This window comes from Pseudomonas sp. UYIF39 (assembly GCF_029963765.1).
In the GTDB taxonomy this organism is placed as follows: Bacteria; Pseudomonadota; Gammaproteobacteria; order Pseudomonadales; family Pseudomonadaceae; genus Aquipseudomonas.
Map to the genome: position 1 here is coordinate 386735 of NZ_JALBYU010000001.1, position 21401 is coordinate 408135.

A 21401-nucleotide genomic window follows, 5' to 3' on the forward strand; every position below is an offset into this window, starting at 1 on the left:
TGGAGATCCCACATGAAACTGCTGCATATCGATTCGAGCATTCTTGGTGACAACTCGGCTTCCCGTCAGCTGAGCAGCGAAGTCGTTAAAGCCTGGCAAACCGCCGAGCCGACTGCCGTGGTGACCTACCGCGACCTGGCTGCCGATGCCATCAGCCATTTCTCCGCCACAACCCTGGTTGCCGCCGGTACCACCGCTGAACTGCGCAACGCCGCACAGCAGCACGAAGCCGAGCTGAGCGCCACCACTCTGGCCGAATTCCTCGCCGCCGATGCCGTGGTGATTGCAGCCCCGATGTACAACTTCACCATCCCGACCCAACTCAAGGCCTGGATCGACCGCATCGCCGTTGCCGGTCAGACCTTCCGTTACACCGAAGCCGGCCCTGAAGGCCTGTGCGGTGGCAAGAAAGTCGTGATCGTCTCGACTTCCGGCGGTCTGCATGCGGGTCAGGCGACCGGTGTTGCTCACGAAGAGTACTTGAAGGTGCTGTTTGGCTTCATCGGTATCACCGACATCGAGTTCGTCCGTGCCCATGGCCTTGCCTACGGTGACGAAGTCCGCACCAAAGCCATGAGCGACGCTCACACGCAAATCAGCGAGCAGTTGTTCGCCGCCGCGTAAGGCGTGTGTAAAGAAAATCAAACAGCTCGGGCAATACCCAAAAAACTCTGTATTCTGATCACGCAAGTGCCAGATACGGAGTTTTTTGTTTCTGGCTATTTCATCTCCTGGCCCGAGTTATGCAGTCGAGGGTTACCGTCTCCGGTCAAGTAACAAGGTGGGGCATCCCATGGTGCGTCTTTGTGCAACCTTACTGATTTGCCTGTTCAGCAGCCTGAATTCAGTGCACGCCGCGCCTGCGCCGCATTTTCACTGGAGCGTCGGCTTCCATGAGATGAGTTTTCTTGACCCTTTGGACTTGCAGCCGATGCGCGCCATCGCCTTCTATCCCTCCAGCGAGAAGGAGCACTCCAGCATCCTCGAGGGCTACACAGTCGAGGCGGGCGAAGACACCCGAGTCGCCATCGGTCGTTTCCCGATGTTGATGCTGTCCCACGGCAACACCGGAACCCCGCTGGCCTTGCATGACCTCGCCACGTCGCTGGCACGCAAAGGGTTTGTGGTGGTGGCGGTGATCCATCCCGGTGACAACTCCAAAGACCACAGTCGCCTCGGTACGTTGAGTAACCTTTACGGTCGGCCCATCCAGATTTCCGAAGCCATTACCGCGACACTTGGTGATCGAATGCTCGCGCCCTTCGTCAATGCCGATCAGGTCGGTGTCATCGGTTATTCGGCGGGCGGGGAGACGGCGCTGATTCTGTCCGGCGCGACGCCAGACCTGGACCGCCTGCGCCGCTATTGTCAGGAACGCCCGGACGACCGCGACGCCTGCAACACCCATGGCGAATTGATTGCTGACCGCGATGACTTGCAACCAGTGGCTGACCCTCGGGTTCGCGCCTTGTTGCTCATGGCGCCGCTGAGCCTGAAGTTTGGCCGCCATACCCTGGCCGAAGTGCATGTGCCGGTGCTGCTCTACAGCGGCGACGGCGACAAACTGGTGGCGTTCGACAAGAATGCCGCCGCCCTTGCGCGCAAACTGCCGATCGCACCGGACTTCAAATTGCTGGCCGGGGCAGGGCACTTTGTATTCCTGGCGCCTTGCAATGAAGAACAGATCCTCGCCATGCCGGCGCTCTGCACCGATGCCGATGGCGTCGATCGCAAAGACATCCATCGCACTATGGTGTCCGAAGCCGGGCGTTTCTTCGCTCATGCGCTTGGCAAACCGACCCGGGCCGGAATGCAGACCGCCGATCAATGATTTTGTGACCACCACTAATCCCTGTGGGAGCGAGCTTGCTCGCGATAGCGCTCTCAAATTCAATATGGATGTTGGCTGACAGACCGCTATCGCGAGCAAGCTCGCTCCCACAGTGGATTGCAGTGTCAGGCCATGGCGCGGCGTTTCAGTAACAGGGTCAAACCGAGGCCAGTCACCGACAACAACGCCGCGCTGAAGAAAATCCACGTGTACCCCAGGTTCAACGCCACCGCGCCCATCAACGGCCCGGCAATCGCCAGCGCCAGATCGAAAAACACCGCGTAAGCACTCAATCCCGCCCCACGACTGGAGTTGGGCACTTGCTTGATCGCTTCGACCCCCAGCGCCGGATACACCAGCGACAGACCGAACCCGGTCAGGCCTGCGCCGATCAGCGCATAACCGGTCGAAGGCGCGAGCCACAGCAACACCAGGCCCACCGTTTCAATGCTCATACAGGCAATGGCCGAGGTGAACCCACCGAAACGGCTGATGCTGGAGATGAACAACAGTCGCGCCAGAATGAAACACACGCCGAACACCGTCAGGCAATAAGCCGCGCCGGCCCAGCCACGGCTGACGTAATACAAGGTAATAAAAGTGGTCAGCGTGCCGTAACCGATGGAGGCGAGGCTCAGGCTCGCGCCGAACGGCGCAATGCGCCCGAACACCGCCCAGAACGGCAGGCGTTCGCCGCGAATCACCGGCACCGAGGGTTTGTTTCGGATCAGCAACAACGCCGCCAGCGCCAGCACCGACAGCGCGATCCCAAGACTGGCGAACCCCAGCTCGCCAACCATCACCACGCCCAGCGGCGCACCAATGGCGATGGCGCCGTAGGAGGCGATGCCGTTCCAGGAGATCGATCGCGCGGTATGTTCCGCGCCCACCTGACCCATGCACCAACTGATGGTGCCGACCCCGATCAATCCCTGGGCAATCCCCAGCAACAAGCGTCCGGCAATCAGAATCAACAGGCTCAGCAAGGGAAAACTTTGCAGCAGCGTTGAAATCAACGTCAGCACGCCGCTCAACACTATCCCCGATAACCCATAAACAATCGCCCGCTTGGTGCCGATGGTGTCCGACAGGCGTCCGGCCATCGGGCGGCTGAGCAGAGTGGCCAGGTATTGGGAGCCTATGGCCAGCCCCGCGATGATCGCGCTGAAACCGAGCTGTTCGTGGACATAGCCCGGCAACACCGCAATCGGCAGGCCGATGCAAAGGAAGGCAATAAAGGTATAAAAGACGATGGAGACGATCTGCAGGGTGATCGCCATGGAGCTTTGGGGTGGCAGTTGCTGCACAGACATGACGGCTCGTTCGCGGGCGGCGGTAGGAGAGCTGCATCATGGCGCGGGTTGCAAATAAAAGGAAGCAGGCTAACTATATTCATAGGGTTTGAGGGCCTCTTCGCGATCAGGCCCGCGAAGGTTTCGGAACCAAAGTTTCCCTTGACCCTTGAATGCAAAAAGCCCCGTCGCAAGGACAGGGCTTTCAGTTGCTGCAGGGCTATTTAGAACACAACGCCCTGGCTACGCAGGTAGTCGTCATAGGTGCCGCTGAAGTCGATCACGCCGCTGGCGCTCAACTCGATGATGCGGGTGGCCAGGGACGATACGAACTCACGGTCGTGGCTGACGAAGATCAGCGTGCCCGGGTAGTTCTCCAGCGCCAGATTCAGCGCCTCGATGGATTCCATGTCCAAGTGGTTGGTCGGTTCGTCCATGATCAGCACGTTCGGCTTTTGCAGGATCAGCTTGCCGAACAGCATGCGACCTTGCTCACCACCGGAGATGACCTTGACCGACTTGAGGATCTCGTCGTTGGAGAACAGCATCCGGCCGAGGGTACCGCGAACGATTTGCTCGCCGCCCTGGGTCCACTGGCCCATCCAGTCGAACAGGTTGCAGTCGTCTTCGAAGTCGTGCGCGTGGTCCTGGGCGTAGTAGCCCAGTTCCGCGGCGTCGGTCCACTTCACGGTACCGGCATCCGGGGTCAGTTCGTTGACCAGGGTGCGCAGCAAGGTGGTTTTACCGATACCGTTCGGGCCGATGATCGCCACGCGCTCGCCAGCTTCAACCTGGAAGCTGAAGTCCTTGAACAGCGGCTTGCCGTCGAAGCCTTTGGCCATGCGCTCGACGATGACCGCCTGACGGTGCAGCTTCTTGGTTTGTTCGAAACGGATGAACGGGCTCACACGGCTCGAAGGCTTGACCTCGGCCAGCTGGATCTTGTCGATCGCCTTGGCGCGGGACGTGGCCTGCTTGGCTTTCGAGGCGTTGGCCGAGAAGCGGCTGACGAACGATTGCAGTTCCGAGATCTGTGCTTTCTTCTTGGCGTTGTCCGACAGCAGTTGCTCGCGGGACTGGGTCGCCACGGTCATGTACTCGTCGTAGTTGCCCGGGAACAGGCGCAACTCGCCGTAATCCAGGTCAGCCATGTGGGTGCACACGCTGTTCAGGAAGTGACGGTCGTGAGAGATGATGATCATCAGGCTGGAGCGCTGGGTCAGGATGTTTTCCAGCCAGCGGATGGTGTTGATGTCCAGGTGGTTGGTCGGTTCGTCGAGCAACAACACTTCAGGATCGGAGAACAGCGCCTGAGCCAGCAATACGCGCAGTTTCCAGCCAGGGGACACTTCGCTCATCGGGCCGAAGTGTTGCTCGATGCCGATACCCAGGCCCAGCAACAGTTCGCCAGCACGGGACTCGGCGGTGTAGCCGTCCATTTCGGCGAATTCGGTTTCCAGTTCCGCAACGGCCATGCCGTCTTCTTCGGTCATTTCCGGCAGCGAGTAGATACGGTCGCGCTCGGCCTTGACCTTCCACAGCTCTTCGTGACCCATGATCACGGTATCGATCACGGTGAATTCTTCGTAGGCGAACTGGTCCTGGCGCAATTTACCCAGACGCACGTTCGGCTCGAGCATGACCTGGCCGCCGGACGGCTCGAGGTCGCCGCCGAGGATTTTCATGAAAGTCGACTTGCCGCAACCGTTGGCGCCGATCAGGCCGTAGCGGTTGCCCGCGGCGAATTTGACCGAAACGTTTTCGAATAGCGGCTTGGCGCCGAACTGCATCGTGATGTTAGCTGTAGAGATCAAAGGTTTTTCCTGCGAAGCATTCAGAGTAGCTAGGGTTGCGGCAGTACCGATTCAGTACCCGTTTCCGGTATTCGAACCACAGGAAATGCATCCCGGTCAGAAGCGGAAGGTCCATCTGGCAATAAGTGGACAGCAGCATATGAAGCGCTTGGCCCGAGTCGAAGTGCGCTGAGACGGGGTTCATTCCCGTCGTCAACCAAGGGGGGCGCGTAATGTTTGGCGGCGATTGTACTGGTCTGGCTCTTTAAACGATAGGGCGTTAAGGCCGCACGGCCACTTTGGCAGCATCAGCGGACATATTTTCACAGTTGAAGGTTAACTATTGGTTACAAGCTGTGGCTAAAATGCCATCTATCACCCGATGCCGACAAGCGGCATAGGCTCAAGGACGCGCCATCCGGGCCGTAGTTTCGTATTCAGACACTGCACAAGACCCTTGGGCCGATTCGCCGGCAAGGGACGCAGTTTGTTCATTTCTGACGTGTGACGATTTTTTGTGAAATTGATCATTGCCGCTATTTACGTTGTATCCATTGCGTACGTTCACTTGCGCGGACGCGTGCGTCACAAGCTGGGCCGCCAACTGAGCGACCACTCAACGTTTCTGGCACCGATCAACTGCTTCCTTTATCTGTTCTCGAAAATCCCCAACAAGCCTTTTCTGAACCCGGCCGATTTTCCTGAGCTGAGTCCGTTGCAGGACCATTGGGAAGACATTCGTGCCGAGGGCCAAAACCTGCTCAGGGCCGGGGAGATCAAGCGCTCGAGTCAGTACGACGACGTCGGTTTCAATTCATTCTTCAAGACGGGCTGGAAACGTTTCTACCTGAAGTGGTACGGCGACAGCCATCCTTCAGCCATGAAGCTCTGTCCGCGCACCTCCGAACTGCTGCAAAGCATCGGCTCGATCAAGGCTGCGATGTTCGCCGAGTTGCCACCGGGTTCGAAATTGGTCCGTCACCGCGATCCGTATGCCGGTTCCTATCGCTATCACCTGGGCCTGGAAACACCGAACGATGCCGGTTGCTACATCAACGTCGATGGCGAGAACTACCACTGGCGCGACGGTGAAGCGATCATGTTCGATGAGACCTTCATTCATTACGCCGAAAACACCACCCGGCAGAACCGTATCATTCTGTTCTGCGACGTAGAGCGGCCGATGAAGTATCGCTGGGCGGCGGCGTTCAATGGCTGGTTCAGCAATAACGTGATGTCGGCGGCGGGCGCACCGAACGATGCGGGTGACAAGACCGGCGGTATCAACCGCTTGTTCGCCAAAATCTACAAGATTCGCTTGCGCGGCAAAGCACTGAAGAAGCGCAACCGCAAGCTCTATTACCTGGAGAAGTGGGCTATTTTCGGTGGCCTGTTGGCGATTATCGTTTTGATCTGAATTTTGTGTTTCGGCGTGCGAAGCCTTCGTGAGCAAGCCATAACATCCACCGCAAAACCCTCAATCAGCCACGAGAAGTCTTCGTGGATTTTTTGCGTGCGGCGGGTTTGGTTTTACCGGCACTCTTGCCACCCAGGCTGCGTTTAAGCAACTCGGTCAGATCGATAACATCCGCAGTTTTACGCTCATCTTCGCCAGTCGCCGTTTCGACATCTTCGATTTTTCCTTCGTTGGCCTTTTTCTCCACCAAGGCCATGATCTTGTCTTCAAAACTGTCGCGATAATCCTCGGGTTTCCAGTCTGCGCTCATGTCCTGAACCAGTCGTTCGGCCATGTCCAGTTCGCCCTTGGCCAGTTCGGGCTTGGTGACTTCACTGCCGAGCTCAAGCGTATCCAGACTTCGCACTTCGGCGGGCCAGCGCAGCATCACCAATACCATCGCCGATTCCAGCGGCATCAGCGCGGCGAGGTGCTGGCGCGTGTGCAGCACAACATGAGCCAGGGCGACTTTATTGGTTTTGCTTAACGTTTCGCGCAACAGCGCATAGACCTTGCCACCTCGTTTGTCCGGCGCGAGGTAGTAGGGCGTATCGATGTTTTGCAGGGGGATCTGCTCGCTGTCGACAAAGGAAAAGATGTCGATGGTCTGAGTGGACAGCGGGTGCGCCGACTTGATTTCCTCTTCGCTGAGGACCACATACCGACCCTTTTCATACTGCACACCTTTAACGATGTGTTCCTTGGTGACTTCCTTGCCGGTGACCTTGTTGACGCGCTTGTAGCCCACCGGGTCCATGCTGCGGCTGTCGAGCCAGTCGAAATCCACCCCTTGCGAGGACGTCGCCGAGACCAGCGCCACAGGAATATGCACCAGACCGAAACTGATCGCGCCTTTCCAGATTGCCCGTGCCATGGTCGTCTTCTCGCCAGTGATGTTCAGGTGACCTGTGACGCTGTGCGAAAGTTTCAGCGGGCTGCGAACCGGCCCTGCGGGCGTATCGGCGGTCGGGTCAACTCGTGTTACATCTTGTGAAGGAGGTTTTAGTTAACAAATCCGAACCCCGGGCGTAGCGTGATATCGAAGTTCCTATACACGCTGATGTCGAGAGGTTCCCCATGAACAGATTTGTGCTCGGCTGCACCGCGTTGGCGTTGAGTGGTGTGCTGAGCAATCTGGCGCAGGCTGACACCGCATCGCCACCTTCTTCATTGCTGTTGGCCCAGAGCCCGACGGGCCACACCAGCAATCCTTACAACAGCCCGATTCGCCGGGCCAATCCCAACAGCATGCAAGGCACGCAACCCAGCGCGCCGGCCATTCGCGGGCCGAACACAGTGCCCGTGCCGCGGCCACCGACGCTGGATAATGGTGGCATCGGCAACCGCTATCCTCAGGACCGGCCGCCTCCCGCCACCCCACCGAAATTCATTCCCAACCCACCTCATCGGGACGCAGACACCAGCAACCGTTGAACGGCACGACAGCGATCTTGCCAGCCATTCGAACGACAAAAGGAATCGTGCATGTTGCGTAAAACCCTTCTGGCCACACTGTGTGCCAGCGCACTGCTCACCGTCACGGCGCCCGTTTTCGCAGCGCCAACCCAGGATTTTAAAAGCGAACAGGGCCCCCTTGAGGTGACGACAATGATCAAGGGGCTCGAACATCCTTGGGCTTTGGCGTTTCTTCCCGATCGCCAAGGGATGCTGGTGACCGAACGGCCCGGCAACCTGCGGGTGGTCAGCGCCGACGGTAAACTTTCCGCACCGCTCAGTGGCGTGCCAAAGGTTTGGGCCAAGGGGCAGGGCGGTTTGCTGGATGTAGCGTTGTCGCCCGACTTCAAGCAAGACCGCACGGTCTATCTGTCGTATGCCGAAGGTGGCGGTGAGGGCGACAAGGCCGGGACGGCAGTCGGTCGCGGACGTCTGTCTGACGACCTGACGGCCCTCAAGGATTTCAACGTGATCTTTCGCCAGGAGCCCAAGCTTTCGGTCGGTAACCACTTTGGTTCGCGCCTGGTGTTCGACCGCGACGGCTATCTGTTCATCACCCTTGGCGAGAACAATGACCGGCCGACCGCCCAAGACCTCGACAAGCTGCAAGGCAAGGTTGTGCGGATCTACCCGGACGGCAAGGTGCCGGATGACAACCCCTTTGTCGGTCAGACCGGCGTACGCCCGGAAATCTGGTCCTACGGTCATCGCAATCCACAAGGCGCGGCACTCAATCCCTGGACCGGCACCCTCTGGGAAAACGAGCACGGTCCCCAGGGTGGCGATGAAATCAACATCATCGAGCGAGGCAAGAACTATGGCTGGCCGATGGCAACCCATGGCATCAACTATTCCGGCCAGCCGATACCGGAAGCAAAGGGCAAGTCTGCCGAAGGCACCGTCGCCCCGCATCACGTGTGGGAAAAGTCCCCCGGTCTCAGCGGCATGGCGTTCTACGACGCTGACCGCTTCAAGGCCTGGCAGCACAACGTGTTTATAGGCGCGCTGGTGAGCCAGGAGTTGATCCGCTTGCAGTTCGATGGCGACAAGGTCGTTCACGAAGAGCGATTGCTGGGTGAACTCAACAAGCGCATTCGCGATGTGCGGCAGGGGCCGGACGGGTATTTGTATGTGCTGACCGATGAAGACGATGGTGCCCTGTACAAGATCGGACTGAAGTAACCGACACCTGTAGCAGCTGGCGAAGCCTGCGTTCGGCTGCGCAGCAGTCGGACGACCCGGCCTCGATTCTGCGTTGCACCAACAAGGTGTACCTGACCGATCTGCTCAAGAGCCATCAGCTGGGCATGCCCGCCACCGAGATTCTCTACAAAGAGCGACCGGAAGACTTCGAGCGGGTTGGCGAGCGCCTCGGTTTCCCGTTGGTATTGAAGATCCCCGACGGCTGTTTCTCTCGGGGTGTGATCAAGGTCGAAAGCCAGCAAGCCTTGCTCGACGCCACGGCCGAACTGTTCGAGCATTCGGTGCTGTTGCTGGCCCAGGAGTTCTTCTACACCGAATACGACTGGCGCATCGGCGTGCTCAACCGCAAACCCATCTTTGCCTGCCAGTACTTCATGTCCAAGGGCCATTGGCAGATCTACAACCACAAGGCCAAGGGCCAGGACATCAATGGCGAATGCCGCACCCTGGCGGTTCACGAAGCACCGCGGGCGGTGGTGGAGTTGGCGGTGAAGACTGCGAACCTGATCGGCGATGGCCTCTACGGCGTCGACCTCAAGCAGTCCGGCGACAAAGTGGTGGTGATCGAGGTCAACGACAATCCGAACATGGACGCCGGCATCGAAGACGCTTACTTGCAGGACGATCTGTATTCACTGGTGCTGGAAGAGTTCGTCCGTCGCCTGGAACTCAAGCGCCGCGGCCAGGCCTGGTGAACGGCCGATGATCAAGAGCTTTCAACTGATCCACGGCGCCCTGCACAAAGTCGAACGGCTGGATGCCGAAGTGATGTTGTTCAGTAATCCCGGTGCGGCCGAACGGGATCTGCTGCACAGCCATTTCAAAGTTGATGAACACGCCCTGGCCTCGGCCCTGGACCCCGATGAGGTGTCACGCATCGAGTTTCACCCCGACAACCTGTTCCTGATCTGGAAACGCCCGGAAAACTATTCCGGCGCCGGCAGCCTGGCCTTCGAAGTGTCGTCCTGCGGTTTGCTGTTTTCCGAGCATCGTTTGCTGGTGATCGCCACCGACGATTCGCCGCTCAGTGGCCTCGGCATGCGCCAGCCCCTGAACAGGCCGCTGGATGTGTTGCTCGACCTGCTGTTCAACAACATCCATCACTACTTGGGCCACCTGAAGGTGATCAAGCTGGTTGCCCGGGAGTTGCAGCAGAAATTCAACGCGTCGATGCAGAACCAGCACCTGATCCAGATGTTCAACCTCAGCGAAAGCCTGATCTATTACATCAACGCGATTCACAGCAACGGCGCAGTCCTGACCCGGTTGCGCAATCACGCCGCAAAGGAACATTTCAGCGCCGAAGCCATTGGCCTGATCGACGACCTGATCATCGAAAACAACCAGTGCTACAAACAGGCGGAAATCTACTCCACGGTGTTCTCCGGGCTGATCGACGCCCGGGGCAACCTGATGAACAACAGCATGAACAACCTGCTGCGCAAACTGACGTTGATCAATGTGGTGTTTTTGCCGCTGAACCTGATTGCAAGTATCGGCGGCATGTCCGAGTTCAGCATGATGACGGCGGGCGTGCCGTGGTGGGTTTCGTATCCGCTGTTTCTGACTGCGATGATAATGGGGGCTGGAGTGATGGTGCTCGGGCTCAGACGGTTGGCGAAATAACTTTGGCGGCTGTCAGATCGCTTTCGCGAGCAAGCTCGCTCCCACATTTTGATCAGGGTGTACGCAAGTTCCGAGTCCTCTACAGAACCCTTGTGGGAGCGGGCTTGCTCGCGAAGGCAATCTCAACAGCACTACAAATTCAGGATCAGACTTCTTGATGGACGGTTACGGATTTCTTCCGATCCTGCAGCCCACGCACCACCAAGTACAACAACGGCCCGATGGACACAAATATTGCGGTAAGCAAAAGATACGGCACCACCGACAGCCCTGACTGCCCACGCTTGCGCGCATCCGTGTACATCCAGATGCCCGCGAGCGTCGCCAGCAGGTACAAATCAATCACTACCTGCGCCGTGTCGGGGCGCGACATCAGGCTGAGGCCGAAGTCGATCAATGACTGTTCGGCCTGAAGCATCACCGAAACGGTGTAGCCGGCGAACGCGATCAGGGCAATGAGGGGCAGGGCGACAGACTTCATGGTTTCCTTCCTTGGGACAATGAGCAGAGTCGTCAGCCTACAGAGGCCGAGGAAAATTGGCCATTGACTTGCCATCAGCGCCCGGCTAATTTTCGGACATGACTTCCACTGTATTGCGCTGCCAGCCAAGCATTATTACCGCCATTCCTTATTTGGCGGGCTAGCTCACGACTGCAGCACCCAACCCGCCCTAGAGGCGGGTTTTTTACTTTCTGTCTCCTGGGTCTTGAACCAACGCCGACCGGCGTAGGAGCTGCCGAAGGCTGCGATCTTTTGATCTTGGCGTCCGCAAGATAGATCAAAAGATCGCAGCCTTCGGCAGCTCATACACACAGTCGGTGTACGACAGGAGACAACCATGAGCACCACCGCCCAGCAGACCTTGCTTGAGCACTACGTGAAAAAGATCCTCGCCGCGCCCGTGTATGAGCTCGCGGTGCGTACGCCGTTGCAGGTAGCACCGGCACTGTCCGAGGTTTTGGGTAACCAGATCCTGCTCAAGCGCGAAGACCTGCAACCGACCTTTTCCTTCAAGATCCGCGGCGCCTACAACAAACTGGTGCAGTTAAGCGATGAGCAAAAGGCACGCGGGGTAATCACCGCTTCCGCAGGTAATCATGCTCAAGGCGTGGCATTAGCGGCCCGTGAACTGGGAATTGCGGCGACCATCGTCATGCCGCGTACGACGCCGGAACTGAAGGTGCTGGGTGTGCGCAGTCGGGGCGCCGATGCCGTGCTGCATGGCGAGAGTTTTCCGTTTGCGCTGGACTATGCACTGAACCTGGCGCGGCAAACCGGTCGCACCTTTGTCTCGCCCTACGACGACCCGGACGTGATCGCGGGGCAGGGCACCGTTGCCATGGAAATCCTGCGCCAGCATCAAGGTCAACTGGACGCGATCTTCGTCCCGGTGGGTGGTGGCGGCCTGATCGCCGGCATCGCGGCGTACGTCAAATACCTGCGACCAGAAGTCCGCATCATCGGCGTCGAGTCGGAGCATTCCGCCTGCTTATATGCGGCATTGCAGGCCGGCGACCGAGTTGTCCTGCCAACCGTAGGTACGTTCGCCGACGGTGTGGCCGTCGCCCAGATCGGTGCGTATGGTTTCGAAGTCTGCCGGTTCTGTGTCGATGAGGTGTTGACGGTCAGCAACGACGAACTCTGCGCCGCCATCAAGAATATCTACGACGATACCCGCTCGATCACCGAACCTTCCGGTGCCTTGGCGGTGGCCGGAATCAAGAAATACGTGGCGCAGACCGGTGCCCGTGATCAGACACTGGTAGCGATCAACTCAGGCGCCAATATCAATTTCGACAGTTTGCGCCATGTGGCCGAGCGCGCCGCATTGAGCGGCGCCCCGGCGTGAGCGGTGTCAGGCCAGCAGCGGGCGAAGGAAGGTCCGCTCATAACTGACGATAAACTTCTTCTCGACCAGCGAAGCTACGAGCGCGGTGCTTTCGGCGTCAGTCATCGCGATATGCCGGTAACTTTCGTAGTCCGCCAGCGAAGGAAAGCTGAACAGGCAGTAGGCGATATTGCTCGCGCCCTCGGAAGGCAGGAAATACCCGTGGTGCGTACCGCCCAAACGCTCGACGATGCCGAGCCAGGCTTTGGCGTAGGCTTCGAATTCGCTGAGTTGATACGGATCGATCACATATTTGACGTGGCAGGTAATCAAAATGGCGCTCCTGTAACGGGATAGAACGGTTATTCCTGGACGGCGTTCTCGACCTTGCTCGACGCCGACCAGATCCGGTAGCGGACTTCGACGTCTTTGGGCACGTAGACCACGATCGGCAGTTTGCTGTTGTAGCGCAGCATGAAACCGTCACCGACCACTGGCACGAAGTCCTTTTTACTTTTGCCGTCCGGGCAGGCCATCAGCGTACTCATCGGGCCGATGACTTTTTCCAGTCGGTAGAACGGGTAGCCCCAGCCTTCGAGGTTTTTCTCCTCGAGAATGCCGCCCAGGCGTTGGCGATTGCAGTCGACGGTCAGGGTTTTGCCCGCGAGGATTTCGACCTGGTAGCCGTCTTCCTGAGCCTGTGGGGCAAGGTGAATGACCTGGCGGGTGAAACCGCTCTCGGGCTTCGGGAACGGCGCAACCTCTTCGAGTTTCGCGGCGTGAGCGATGGTCGACAGCCCGGCAAGAATCAGCCCGACGGTAGTGATATAGGTCAAAGAACCCATGATGCCTCCTTGCTTGCGAGTGGGGTCAGCGGATACTGATTTGATTGGCCGCATTCTTACTGGGGTGGTCGGCCAATGCAAACTTGTCGCTGGATGTATGCAAATTGCAGGGGCACCATAACGCCTTTCTTGCATATTGCAGGGGCTATTTACGTGCGGTTTCGCTAAATCGTTGATTTACCGATGAGCTGCAGTGCGAAATCCAAGGCATGTTTTATGCTCAAGCTGGTCTTAAGCTGACCGGGGATTTCATTGCGTCAGTATCGATAGTTGATCGGCAGTCTCACATTAAGGAGAGGGTCGCCATGTTTCTTTCTGCCTTGGAACTTCGCAATATCATTGAAAGCAGTTTTTTGCCGAAACGTTGTCAATGCACGCTGTCGCCGGACCTGTCGATGACCGTAAAGGTGTATTCCGATCGTCAAACCAATCACCTCGATCTCATGGTGACCGGAATAAATGCCAAACAGCTAAATGGTTGCCGAGAAATCAACGACCTGATTGCCGGACTGCGCTCTGACATGCATCAGCAAACCATTGCCCAGACTCTGCATACAGACAGAAAAGCGCTTTAACCCACGGTTTCGAGCTCCACCGACACGCGCTTGGTCTGGAGAAACGCCAGACCCAGCGCCAGCTCAACCACCACCGCAAGCAATATGCCCGGACCGGCATGGCCATTGAGCCATTCGCCGAAGCCCAGTGCTGCCAGCCCCCAGCAGCCGACCATGAAACCATTGGTCAGCGCATGGCGGGTGATCGAAGGCGACTCGTTTCGAACCAGATAAAACATCACGCCCAATGCCGCGAACAGCATTGCGCTGCGCCGCGCGACAACGCCCACCGCCAACGAGTACTCGATACTCCAGATTGACAGCAACCTGTCCGGCATCAAACCCCAGACCAGGGCCAACAGAAAACACAGCGCGGCGGTAAAAGTCGACAAGGTACGAAACGATAACTGCATGGCGAATCCTTGCGGCAGTGGGGAGAGGCGCTGAGCATAGCGCCAGAACCCCTCACAGGAATACCGCAAAGTATTGAATCAGACCTTTCCGTCAGTTTTGATAACTGCAAGCGTCGGAAAGCTTCCGATAGGAGATTTCCGCAGGCTTGCCCGAGGTGCTGTCGATGTACTTCATGTCGGCTGTGACCACTTTGCAGTCCAGCGTCGACGGTTCGGTCAAGGTGATGACCTTGCCCACGTGCAGCGGCATGCCGTAGTGATAGGGCACGGCCTGGGAGGATGAAGTGTCATTGGCCTGAGCCAGACCGGCAAACGCGGTGCAGGCGAGGGCGGTGGTGATCAGCAAGGTGCGCATGTTCATGAACGATCTCCGATGCAGGCTTAATGTCAGCTCGACGTTTAGGCGTCGAACCTGCCGCACTGGGCGTCAGAGAACTCTGAGGGCGTGCGGTCCAGTAAAGTTTTGGACCGCGGGGTTAAGCGATGGTTAACCCGACTGAATGCCGCCTGTCGTGAGGAGGTTTCTGACAGAGGTTTCATGTAGGTAAAAAAACTGAGGGAGGTTCGGCCCGTTCCTACACGGTCGGACTCTTTGTCGTCTTTCGCCGGCAAGCTACCAGCGTTTACTGTTTGACCTCGCTGCAAAATCAGCGAGCAGGTTTGGTCACCTGATATCCCGCATACATATGTGCCATCATTCGCCCCGCGGACATCTTTGTCTTCGTTGTGCGTTGTTATGGCGGCTGTGTGCTGGACGCCTTCGGGCGAGCCGATTTGCGGGTTATCGGTTGACCAAGCCTGTACACAGTCCGCCTCCCATCGTTTGGTCACGGTGCTGGCGGTTACTTAACTGACGTTCGAGTAATCCTAATGACAACGTTTAATCCGTTTCCTGATCGTTATCGTTCAATCAAAAGTAGCGTTACCGACTCAAACCCCATGGTCATCGATACAGAGGCCAATCCCCAAGACATTCTCGAAGCCACTTTACAGCGTGTCCGAGCCGCCAGCCACTTGCTTGAAACGCTCCATTGCCAGTGTTTCAAGAACGGTGATGTTCAAGACATTCCGCACATTACTCATGCGCTTTATCTGCTTACGCAGGATGGGTGCGATTTGCTGCTGGTTGCGCAGCAGCAGATGATGGGGTGGAAGGCGCCGGTCTGACGCCACACTTTCACAAACAAGCCAGGCTCTTGTGGGAGCCTGGCTTGTTTGTGAACTGTGCAGAGTCAGCCTTTGATCTGCTCCAGGTAATCCGGAGCCATACCTTTGGTTTTGGTGAGATCGGGGCTGTCGAACTCTCGCACCAGGAAGTACTTGATGGTGGTTTGAGTTTGCGGCATCTGACTCATCATGAACTGGTCGTTGAGGTACAGCTCAAGCAAGTCCTCGATATCGAAGCTCAAATTTTTGGGCTTGGGCGCGAACCATTCATCCAGCAGCGCCTTTTCCGGTGGAGAGGCAAATCCCGTACGCAACCGCCAGGCCTCGCGGTCTACCTGCTCGAGCCATCCCAGGTCAGCACGAAGACCGGCCTTTCTCTCGCGCGTTTGTTTCAGTGCATTGTCACGCTTGGCAGCCTGAGCCTCGGTTTCGCTGCCCATGCCTAGCATCCGTTTCAGCGAGCCTTGGTCGCCAAGAATGGGGCGCTCAAGGCGCTCCTCCTCGTCGCTATAAGCTCGGTGTTGCTCGCTGTAGATTTCCCAAAGCCCGCGCAGGCGCTGGATGTATAGGCGGCGGTGGGCAAGAAAGGATTCGGCGGACACCTTTTGATTGCCTGCCTTGCTCATGTAGCGCTTGCTGGCATCGAGGGCACTGGTGCCGTTGATGTGGTCATTTAGTTCGAATAGCTTGGAGATCTTAACCCCTATATCCGGAAGCTTCTCCATTTCCGGGAATGGAACGCCTGCTCGAAACGCTGCACGATACATCTCGTGCAAACTTGCCAGATGCAGTTCACGACTGTGGAGAGAGTCTTCCTTTTTCAGGCCGCCGCCTACATCGTAGCTCGTACCGGGTACCAGCCGCTCTTCCCAACGTGGAGTAAGCGAGCCAGTGCCGATCAGACGGGAACGCCGGACACTTCTGCACTCATGCGCAGCTACCAAATGTAGTGCGGCCTTAACTGGACCGGGGAGGCACTCACCATCATCTACATCATTCGTGAACGGCAACAGGAAGTCGCGCACGACGGAAGCTTCCATGCTTCGATCCACTGCGTCGAATAGACCTGCGAATACCACCTCCAGAGTGGCGTCTTTGTAGGTATTGGTACCTGGATCGCATTCTTCAAACAGTTTATGCGCGAAAGCCCGGGCCAGCGTAGCGCCATAGTCGTAACCGAACACAGATACCGAGATCCGCTTGATTGGAACAGAGCTGGTCTTGCTTATCTCGTCAACTAGCTTTTCGAATCGATCCCACGCAGCCTCAAGTCTTGTGTCTACACCCGTTTTGAGAAGATCGGCCACTAACTCGTTGTCTCGAACGATGGGAACAGCCTCGATAGACGCCTTGGCCGCAGCGTTCAGTGCAGAGGCAACCGCGTTTTTGAGTTTCAGATTATGAACCAGGCGTTCCCACCAGTTTTTGCCAGTCAGAATGTCCTTGCCTGCTTCCAATGCGGTGTCTGTAGCGGTGTCCTTTGGTAGCTCAGAAATATCGTCTTTGGTTTTATTGATGGCTCCTTTTAGACCAGACGCCGGCGTTTCAGCACCGGTGCCCAATGTGTCATCGAAGGGGGCGCCCAGGCCGGAAATGTAAAACTTCTGAAACTGCCTGACTGGATCGGGAGGAGGAGTTGTTTGGTCATAAGGGTGGGCCAAAAATAATCGACCCACATTGCTCAGCCGATCCTCTCGTAAGTCATCCTCGAGGTTGCGGCTAAAACCATCGAAAAAGAAACCAATATGCAATGACGCGTTGCAGGGTAGCGCCGCAGTATTTTTGGTTCCGGCTGCTGCACTTGAGCGAGCGCTGATTGCTTGGGCGTTGTCGAGATTGGCCGGACTACTCATAGACGACTTCCTTGTTCATTAATGTTGTCACCGGCGGGAACTCCGTTCGGGTAGTGCAACGGACTCAGCATCGTTGAGGCCCATATCAACTCGATACGATTATCGGGAAAAAAATACACATGCAACGTATCGTCGCCCGATTTGCGCGGAGGCATGGGGACCGTTATTTCATGACGCTCTTCTACCGCTCCCTCTAACTGCTGTTTACGTGTCATATCGAGGATCCAGACAACCTTCGCGACTGATCCATCCAAACGCCAACAGCAGGTGACGCCGCCGTTTCCACCCCAGTTATCATTGACCCAGTAACTAAACACGGGTCGATCCGTATAGTTGTGGGACATTAATGCTGCACCTGGCGTGCGGAATAGTTTGTAAAGATAAAAACCCAAGGCAGGTGCCAGCAGAATCAGAACGGTAATGATCAGGATGCGCCGGTTCCATCGAGGTTGCCGAGACGTATTCATTGTCAGGCTCATGCGGAGAAGTTCCTTGTGCATCGAAATCGGTCAAGGATAAGTGTGCCAGTCATTAGCGACTTCCTTCTGCATTAGGTGCTGGGTCAGCGAGTGAAGAGGTTTGAAATAGCAATGGGCTTTGCATCGTAGAAGCCCAGATTAATTGAATCTTGCTGTGTGGAAAAAAACATGCAGTGTGTCATCGCCAGTTTTGCGTTCTGGCATCTGCACTTCTATTTCATGGCGTTCAATTTTCATTCCTTGATTTTCTTGAGCTTGAGACATACTTAGAATCCAGACAACTTTCGCTTTAGACGCGTCTATATTCTGGCAGCACATCACGCCCCCACCACCCATTACGGCGAGATTACCTCCCCAAAAATCATTTACCCAAAAGCTTCCTATTGGTCTGTCTGTGTAGTTATGCGAGATCAACGCGGCACCAAGTGTACGCAGTACTCCATAAAGATAGGAGCCAATAGTAGGAAGTAGAAGAACTAAAAAACCAATGACAAGACTGCGACGACACCAACGGCGTTGCGCAGGTGAGTCAAGCGTAATGCTCATTCCGAAAGCTGCCTCATCGCGATCCCCAGCGGCAGCTTCTCGTCGCGAACAAGGTCTTTCGCCTGCGGCCACTGTGGCCAGGTCGCCGGAAACTCATGGTCCATCAACTGAAGGGTAGCGAACAGGCTGACGTCTTCAGACTCTTCAAACCCTTCGTCTCGACCGGTAGCCAAGGCCTGTTTGACTTGTGTCAGGCGGTCGTCATGGCAGGTGCTGGTAAAGACTTCCGGTGCGGATTTTTCGAGTTCGGTGGTCAGGCTATAGGCCAGCGGATCTACTTCCATGGCTTTCCACAGATCGGCATCCAGGGTTATCGGCTGGTAATCCGTGGGCTGTTCAAACCCTGAACCTTTCAAACACTGCCAATCAACGTTGGTGGTTGGTAACCACCACTCGTGCATTGGGCCGAATAGCCATGGGTGCCAAGGCATGTCGTTGCGGGCGTAAAGCAGGGGGAGCACTTCGGGGGCGTAACTGCGTATCAGCAACACTTCGCCCGCGTCGTTTTTGGCCAGCAATGCATCGCTCAGATGTGTCGCGAGCTTGTCGGGGGGGCAATGGGTCCGTATCCAGCCCGTCACCGCTTCGCAGCCGGTGAAGTATTCGTGCGCCAGAAACGCCTCGAAGTCCAGATGGCTGACATCAAGAAGCCATGGACCATGATTGCGCAGTTCTGCGAACTCGGGTTGCAGCATCAGGGGGCGACGAGTGAAGTCGGACTGTAGAAGCTGCAAGCGTTTCTGGTCGGGTAGCAGGCCCACCTCAACAATAGCGAAACATGACTGGTTGCTTTGCCTGGCTTCGCTCCACGCCTGTGCGCATGTATCGAGACTCATGCCGCGGCCCCAGACTGCAGCGCCAGTTTTTCACGCATCGCTTTTTTCAAACACTCCACGCAAATACCTTTTGGTGCCTGCAACTTCGGTACTTTTGAAACCGCTAGCGGCTTCGCTTGACCTGGAAGCGTTTGCATCAGCTTGCCTGCATTGTCCACAGCGGCAGCACCGGGGATCACCGGAGGAAGAATCTGGATGCCAGTGCCGGCACCCGGCCTACCGCCCGAATTAACCTTCACCTCAGCCCCGCTGATGGTCACGCCACCCGCATCAATCTTCACAAAGCTCCCGCCAGCCTTGGCCGTCAGCTCCATGCCGCCCTCAACCACAACCTTTTCCCCAGCGTTGTAGTGAATCTCCTGACCCGCCTCAACAAACTGCGCCGTCCCCACCTTCACATGCTGAGTAACGGTAACTGTCAGGTGATCATTAGCCCGGGTCTCAGTCTTGCGATCCAGATGGGTAATCCGATGTTCTTCAACCTTAAACTCACTGAAAACATTGGCCTCAACAGTGTCGTGCCGCTCATTGCCGATGCGAATCTTCTGGTCATGCTCAATGTTTTCATCCCAATCGCGCTGGGCGTGCAGATAAATCTGTTCCGCACCTTTCTTGTCTTCAATCCGAAACTCGTTGTAACCCTTGCCGCCCGGTGAGCTGAGCGTCTTGAAGGTGCTGCGGGTTTTGTTCGCCGGCAGGTCGTAGGGGACGACGTTTTCCTTGTGGTACAGGCAGCCGGTGATCAGTGGTTGGTCGGGGTCGCCTTCCATAAACGACACCAGCACTTCCATGCCGATGCGCGGGATGGCGATGCCGCCGTAGGCGCTGCCGGCCCAGCCAGTGGCGACGCGCAGCCAGCAGCTGGTGTTGTCGTCGGCCTGGCCTTCGCGGTCCCAGTGGAACTGGACTTTGACGCGACCGTACTCGTCGCAATGGATTTCTTCACCCGCAGGGCCGGTGACGATGGCCGTCTGGCTGCCCAGGACTTTGGGTTTCGGGTGTTCGAGGGCAGGGCGGAAGTGCGCGTCCCACGGGGTGGCGAGGAAGCGGTTGCGGTAGCCCTGGTGGAAATCGTCTTTGTTCTGGGTGACGTCGCTGGTGACGTTTGCGCCGAGCACTTGCGGCTGTTTGCCTTCGTGCACCACTTCCAACAGTAGCCAGAGGTCGTTCCACTCGGCGCGCGGGTGTTCGCTCAGGGCCATGAAGTGGCCGCTGACCAGGGTTGGCTCGTCGCTTTTGCCTTCAGCAAGTTTGTAGTCGCTGCGGTGGCGTTCCAGGGCGCGGGTTGCCAGCTGTTTGCCGCGTTCGCGGTCGGTGAAGCGGCCGGGGTAGTCGTAGTCTTCCAGGTCCGGGGCGAACGCTCTTTTGGCGGCGCCCTCGGGCAGGATGCGCGGTTTCTCGAAGTCGTAATCGCGGCGGCTGACGCGGGTGGTGCGGGTTTCCAGGCGCAGGTTGAAGCGCTTGATCACCGGTTTCTCGGCGGCCATGCCGGAGTCTTGCTGGTAGGCCACGGGCGCGAGTTTGCGGAACACTGTCTGGTCATCACCGAACACCAGTTTGTGGCCGCTGGACGAGTGCTGGAAGTGGAAGTGAATGCCTTCTTCTTCGCACAGACGCTGGATGAAATGCAGGTCGGATTCGTCGTACTGCACGCAGTAATCGCGTTCCGGGTAGATCGCGCCGAGCTGGAAGCTGTAGGCATCGGCCAGAATGCCGCGCGCTTCGAGGACCTCAGCGATGATCTTCGGCACACTTAAATGCTGGAAAATCTGCTGGTCATGGTTGTGGCGCAGGTAGGCGAGTTGCGGCACCAGGCTGATGCTGTAACGGGTCAGGCTTTTGCCGGAGTCGCCTTGCTCGATGCGGTACACCAGGCCGTGGATGATGCCTTTGCCGGTGGCGCCGAAGGTCAGGCAGCCGGGCTTGTGCAGCAACTCTTCGAGTTTCAGGTCGGGGCGGGCGCTGACCAGTTCGATGTCGAAGCAGAACGGCTGATAGAGGGTTTCGCGACCGACGAAGCTGAGTACCTGAAGGTCAACGGAAACGCCCTCGAGCGTGAGGGAAATATGGGTTGCGTTCGCGTCCAGCATGCCTTTAATTCAGTCCTTTGAATAAGCTGGGGCGGATGGTGCAGGATTAAAGCGCCTCGTTCAAGGAAACGAGCCGTCAGATCCATCCCCGCCTCAACCACCACTTTGTCGCCTGCGTGGTAGTGAATCTCCT

At 57.3% G+C, this 21401-nt stretch carries 22 protein-coding genes and 1 pseudogene; 10 read left to right on the forward strand and 13 right to left on the reverse strand.

Annotated elements, in window-relative coordinates; all coding sequences use genetic code 11:
- Positions 1-12 precede the first annotated feature (12 nt).
- Together MO767_RS01945 and MO767_RS01950 are read left to right on the forward strand one after the other, a co-directional pair.
- The gene (locus tag MO767_RS01945; RefSeq protein ID WP_046055117.1) at positions 13-624 is read left to right on the forward strand and encodes an FMN-dependent NADH-azoreductase; all 612 of its coding nucleotides are present in this window, start codon (positions 13-15) and stop codon (positions 622-624) included.
- Positions 625-793: 169 nt separating this feature from the next.
- Positions 794-1831 carry a dienelactone hydrolase gene (locus MO767_RS01950; RefSeq protein ID WP_282479169.1) on the forward strand — a complete coding sequence of 346 codons (1038 nt, stop codon included), beginning with the start codon at positions 794-796 and terminating at the stop codon, positions 1829-1831.
- A gap of 125 nt (positions 1832-1956) precedes the next feature.
- Here the strand turns inward: MO767_RS01950 and MO767_RS01955 are convergent, their stop codons facing one another.
- A complete protein-coding gene (locus tag MO767_RS01955) occupies positions 1957-3144 on the reverse strand; it encodes an MFS transporter (RefSeq protein WP_282479170.1) in 1188 nt (395 codons plus the stop codon).
- Positions 3145-3347: 203 nt separating this feature from the next.
- Positions 3348-4937, reverse strand: a complete 1590-nt coding sequence (locus tag MO767_RS01960) for an ABC-F family ATPase (RefSeq protein ID WP_282479171.1) — start codon at positions 4935-4937, stop codon at positions 3348-3350.
- A 496-nt stretch (positions 4938-5433) separates the two neighbouring features.
- Here MO767_RS01960 and lpxO point away from each other — a divergent pair, with 496 nt between their 5' ends.
- Positions 5434-6333: a lipid A hydroxylase LpxO gene (gene lpxO / locus MO767_RS01965; RefSeq protein ID WP_282479172.1), complete on the forward strand. Its 900-nt coding sequence runs from the start codon at positions 5434-5436 to the stop codon at positions 6331-6333.
- 64 nt (positions 6334-6397) lie between these two features.
- Here the strand turns inward: lpxO and MO767_RS01970 are convergent, their stop codons facing one another.
- Complete coding sequence (locus tag MO767_RS01970) at positions 6398-7246, reverse strand: Ku protein (protein WP_282479173.1); 849 nt, start codon at positions 7244-7246, stop codon at positions 6398-6400.
- 203 nt (positions 7247-7449) lie between these two features.
- Here MO767_RS01970 and MO767_RS01975 point away from each other — a divergent pair, with 203 nt between their 5' ends.
- From MO767_RS01975 to MO767_RS01990, 4 genes and pseudogenes are all read left to right on the forward strand, one after another.
- A complete protein-coding gene (locus MO767_RS01975; protein ID WP_282479174.1) occupies positions 7450-7806 on the forward strand; it encodes a hypothetical protein in 357 nt (118 codons plus the stop codon).
- A 51-nt stretch (positions 7807-7857) separates the two neighbouring features.
- Positions 7858-9009, forward strand: coding sequence for a PQQ-dependent sugar dehydrogenase (locus tag MO767_RS01980; protein WP_282479175.1), 1152 nt, complete (start codon positions 7858-7860; stop codon positions 9007-9009).
- A gap of 50 nt (positions 9010-9059) precedes the next feature.
- Positions 9060-9725, forward strand: a pseudogene (locus MO767_RS01985) (RimK family alpha-L-glutamate ligase); the annotation flags it as partial.
- A 7-nt stretch (positions 9726-9732) separates the two neighbouring features.
- Positions 9733-10656 carry a magnesium transporter CorA family protein gene (locus tag MO767_RS01990; protein WP_282479176.1) on the forward strand — a complete coding sequence of 308 codons (924 nt, stop codon included), beginning with the start codon at positions 9733-9735 and terminating at the stop codon, positions 10654-10656.
- A 145-nt stretch (positions 10657-10801) separates the two neighbouring features.
- On the opposite strand, the gene MO767_RS01995 is transcribed toward MO767_RS01990, so the two are convergent.
- Positions 10802-11137, reverse strand: coding sequence for a DUF2834 domain-containing protein (locus MO767_RS01995; RefSeq protein WP_282479177.1), 336 nt, complete (start codon positions 11135-11137; stop codon positions 10802-10804).
- Between the two features lie 358 nt (positions 11138-11495).
- Between MO767_RS01995 and ilvA the strand changes: the two genes are divergently transcribed.
- A complete protein-coding gene (ilvA, locus tag MO767_RS02000; RefSeq protein WP_282479178.1) occupies positions 11496-12506 on the forward strand; it encodes a threonine ammonia-lyase, biosynthetic in 1011 nt (336 codons plus the stop codon).
- Between the two features lie 6 nt (positions 12507-12512).
- Here the strand turns inward: ilvA and MO767_RS02005 are convergent, their stop codons facing one another.
- Together MO767_RS02005 and eco are read right to left on the reverse strand one after the other, a co-directional pair.
- The gene (locus MO767_RS02005; protein WP_033055038.1) at positions 12513-12818 is read right to left on the reverse strand and encodes an NIPSNAP family protein; all 306 of its coding nucleotides are present in this window, start codon (positions 12816-12818) and stop codon (positions 12513-12515) included.
- A gap of 29 nt (positions 12819-12847) precedes the next feature.
- Positions 12848-13330 (reverse strand): serine protease inhibitor ecotin, encoded by a 483-nt coding sequence (gene eco / locus MO767_RS02010; RefSeq protein WP_282479179.1) that lies wholly within the window; start codon positions 13328-13330, stop codon positions 12848-12850.
- A 305-nt stretch (positions 13331-13635) separates the two neighbouring features.
- Here eco and MO767_RS02015 point away from each other — a divergent pair, with 305 nt between their 5' ends.
- A complete protein-coding gene (locus MO767_RS02015; RefSeq protein WP_282479180.1) occupies positions 13636-13905 on the forward strand; it encodes a DUF1652 domain-containing protein in 270 nt (89 codons plus the stop codon).
- Here the strand turns inward: MO767_RS02015 and MO767_RS02020 are convergent.
- Positions 13902-14297 carry a hypothetical protein gene (locus MO767_RS02020; RefSeq protein ID WP_134419984.1) on the reverse strand — a complete coding sequence of 132 codons (396 nt, stop codon included), beginning with the start codon at positions 14295-14297 and terminating at the stop codon, positions 13902-13904. The genes MO767_RS02015 and MO767_RS02020 overlap by 4 nt on opposite strands.
- 91 nt (positions 14298-14388) lie before the next feature.
- Complete coding sequence (locus MO767_RS02025) at positions 14389-14658, reverse strand: DUF2790 domain-containing protein (RefSeq protein WP_046047138.1); 270 nt, start codon at positions 14656-14658, stop codon at positions 14389-14391.
- A 509-nt stretch (positions 14659-15167) separates the two neighbouring features.
- Here MO767_RS02025 and MO767_RS02030 point away from each other — a divergent pair.
- On the forward strand, positions 15168-15464 hold the full coding sequence (locus MO767_RS02030) for a hypothetical protein (RefSeq protein ID WP_282479181.1): 297 nt from the start codon (positions 15168-15170) through the stop codon (positions 15462-15464).
- Between the two features lie 65 nt (positions 15465-15529).
- On the opposite strand, the gene MO767_RS02035 is transcribed toward MO767_RS02030, so the two are convergent.
- The 5 genes from MO767_RS02035 to MO767_RS02055 form a co-directional block, all read right to left on the reverse strand.
- On the reverse strand, positions 15530-17317 hold the full coding sequence (locus tag MO767_RS02035; protein ID WP_282479182.1) for a DUF2235 domain-containing protein: 1788 nt from the start codon (positions 17315-17317) through the stop codon (positions 15530-15532).
- On the reverse strand, positions 17314-17796 hold the full coding sequence (locus tag MO767_RS02040) for a hypothetical protein (protein WP_282479183.1): 483 nt from the start codon (positions 17794-17796) through the stop codon (positions 17314-17316). The genes MO767_RS02035 and MO767_RS02040 overlap by 4 nt, the downstream gene beginning before the upstream one ends.
- A 138-nt stretch (positions 17797-17934) precedes the next feature.
- Complete coding sequence (locus tag MO767_RS02045) at positions 17935-18342, reverse strand: DUF3304 domain-containing protein (RefSeq protein WP_282479184.1); 408 nt, start codon at positions 18340-18342, stop codon at positions 17935-17937.
- Positions 18339-19178, reverse strand: a complete 840-nt coding sequence (locus MO767_RS02050) for a DUF4123 domain-containing protein (RefSeq protein ID WP_282479185.1) — start codon at positions 19176-19178, stop codon at positions 18339-18341. Before MO767_RS02050 ends, MO767_RS02045 begins: the two co-directional genes overlap by 4 nt.
- On the reverse strand, positions 19175-21268 hold the full coding sequence (locus MO767_RS02055) for a type VI secretion system tip protein VgrG (protein WP_282479186.1): 2094 nt from the start codon (positions 21266-21268) through the stop codon (positions 19175-19177). The genes MO767_RS02050 and MO767_RS02055 overlap by 4 nt, the downstream gene beginning before the upstream one ends.
- Between the last annotated feature and the right edge of the window lie 133 nt (positions 21269-21401).

What these genes read in the sequence shown, in the direction of transcription:
- MO767_RS01945 (WP_046055117.1), top strand. Translation starts at nt 13, where the DNA reads ATGAAACTGCTGCATATCGATTCGAGCATTCTTGGTGACAACTCGGCT.
- MO767_RS01950 (WP_282479169.1), top strand. Translation starts at nt 794, where the DNA reads ATGGTGCGTCTTTGTGCAACCTTACTGATTTGCCTGTTCAGCAGCCTG.
- MO767_RS01955 (WP_282479170.1), bottom strand. Translation starts at nt 3,144, where the DNA reads ATGTCTGTGCAGCAACTGCCACCCCAAAGCTCCATGGCGATCACCCTG.
- MO767_RS01970 (WP_282479173.1), bottom strand. Translation starts at nt 7,246, where the DNA reads ATGGCACGGGCAATCTGGAAAGGCGCGATCAGTTTCGGTCTGGTGCAT.
- MO767_RS01975 (WP_282479174.1), top strand. Translation starts at nt 7,450, where the DNA reads ATGAACAGATTTGTGCTCGGCTGCACCGCGTTGGCGTTGAGTGGTGTG.
- MO767_RS01980 (WP_282479175.1), top strand. Translation starts at nt 7,858, where the DNA reads ATGTTGCGTAAAACCCTTCTGGCCACACTGTGTGCCAGCGCACTGCTC.
- MO767_RS01990 (WP_282479176.1), top strand. Translation starts at nt 9,733, where the DNA reads ATGATCAAGAGCTTTCAACTGATCCACGGCGCCCTGCACAAAGTCGAA.
- MO767_RS01995 (WP_282479177.1), bottom strand. Translation starts at nt 11,137, where the DNA reads ATGAAGTCTGTCGCCCTGCCCCTCATTGCCCTGATCGCGTTCGCCGGC.
- ilvA (WP_282479178.1), top strand. Translation starts at nt 11,496, where the DNA reads ATGAGCACCACCGCCCAGCAGACCTTGCTTGAGCACTACGTGAAAAAG.
- eco (WP_282479179.1), bottom strand. Translation starts at nt 13,330, where the DNA reads ATGGGTTCTTTGACCTATATCACTACCGTCGGGCTGATTCTTGCCGGG.
- MO767_RS02015 (WP_282479180.1), top strand. Translation starts at nt 13,636, where the DNA reads ATGTTTCTTTCTGCCTTGGAACTTCGCAATATCATTGAAAGCAGTTTT.
- MO767_RS02020 (WP_134419984.1), bottom strand. Translation starts at nt 14,297, where the DNA reads ATGCAGTTATCGTTTCGTACCTTGTCGACTTTTACCGCCGCGCTGTGT.
- MO767_RS02025 (WP_046047138.1), bottom strand. Translation starts at nt 14,658, where the DNA reads ATGAACATGCGCACCTTGCTGATCACCACCGCCCTCGCCTGCACCGCG.
- MO767_RS02030 (WP_282479181.1), top strand. Translation starts at nt 15,168, where the DNA reads ATGACAACGTTTAATCCGTTTCCTGATCGTTATCGTTCAATCAAAAGT.
- MO767_RS02035 (WP_282479182.1), bottom strand. Translation starts at nt 17,317, where the DNA reads ATGAGTAGTCCGGCCAATCTCGACAACGCCCAAGCAATCAGCGCTCGC.
- MO767_RS02040 (WP_282479183.1), bottom strand. Translation starts at nt 17,796, where the DNA reads ATGAGCCTGACAATGAATACGTCTCGGCAACCTCGATGGAACCGGCGC.
- MO767_RS02045 (WP_282479184.1), bottom strand. Translation starts at nt 18,342, where the DNA reads ATGAGCATTACGCTTGACTCACCTGCGCAACGCCGTTGGTGTCGTCGC.
- MO767_RS02050 (WP_282479185.1), bottom strand. Translation starts at nt 19,178, where the DNA reads ATGAGTCTCGATACATGCGCACAGGCGTGGAGCGAAGCCAGGCAAAGC.
- MO767_RS02055 (WP_282479186.1), bottom strand. Translation starts at nt 21,268, where the DNA reads ATGCTGGACGCGAACGCAACCCATATTTCCCTCACGCTCGAGGGCGTT.